Source organism: Oleiphilus sp. HI0125 (assembly GCF_001635355.1).
In genome coordinates, this window is record NZ_LWGF01000830.1 from 1 (window position 1) to 1,062 (window position 1,062).

At 43.4% G+C, this 1,062-nt stretch carries 1 protein-coding gene and 1 pseudogene; both read left to right on the forward strand.

The annotated features are described in order from the left end of the window. The coding region (locus A3762_RS13470; protein ID WP_068756072.1) for a DUF1826 domain-containing protein at nucleotides 1-590 on the forward strand (590 nt) is incomplete at its 5' end. Nucleotides 591-699: 109 nt separating this feature from the next. Continuing rightward, nucleotides 700-1,062, forward strand: a pseudogene (locus A3762_RS13475) (sodium:proton antiporter); the annotation flags it as partial.

A 1,062-nucleotide genomic window follows, 5' to 3' on the forward strand; every position in this document is an offset into this window, starting at 1 on the left:
CAGATATCTACAAAGACGACGTTAATATCGCCGTCTGGAAACGAGATCTCTCATCAGGATTACGTGATTCAATTGCATCTCTGCTTGATCAGGCTGAATTCATTCGTGTTGAAGATGATGTGACGCCAGAGAACGTAAAAGATCGCTTAAATTTGAAACTCGATCACTACGAAAATGTAGCGCCATTGGTCGATGATCTTTCTCACGTCGTTGATATATTTTGCTGCTTGTTTGAGCAAACACGCGTTGGTTTGCGTTTGACCAAATTAGATCGCGCTATGTGTCCGCGTTTTCATACTGATAAAGTGCCATGTCGTTTAGTGACTACCTATCAGGGACTCGCAACTGAATGGCTTAAGCATGACGATGTTGATCGCTCAAAACTTGGGGCAGGGAATAATGGCCTTTCAGATTCTGAGTCTGGGATTTACTCATCTCGTCAAGATATTCGATCCTTGACGGTTGGTGATGTTGCGCTCCTTAAGGGAGAGAAGTGGATTGGCAACGAAGGCGCGGGTTTAGTTCATCGATCCCCAAACGTCGGAGTAAACGAAAAGCGTTTGTTGTTGACCCTCGACTTTATCGGTTAAGGCACAATTCTCTTAACATGCAATGAGCATATCTTGCTCGGTGAGTGGGGGAGCTATATCCATCATCGAGTCTCTTCAAACCAAATTGTTAGTTGTTCGTGAGATCTTTATGAATCATCAAAATATAAAAGGACTTACACAAAGTAGATTCTCGGTCTGGAAGTATTTGACGGGAGTACTTTGTGCGGTTCTCATCGTATCTTTATTCACCTTGTGGGATGAGTTTGTTCTTCACAGTGTTACTTGGCAGAAGTATTTCCATTCTCTGTTAACGGAGCATATCACCGCTGTCGCGACGAATGCCTCTTCCTATGGAATGATGCTAGTGATCGTGAGTTTTGCTTACGGTATTTTTCATGCTATCGGTCCCGGGCATGGCAAGGCTGTTATTGTGACTTATTTGGGAACCAATAAAGACAATATTCGAAGTGGAATATTTATCTCCTTTACTGCGGCGCTTATGCAGGCCTTG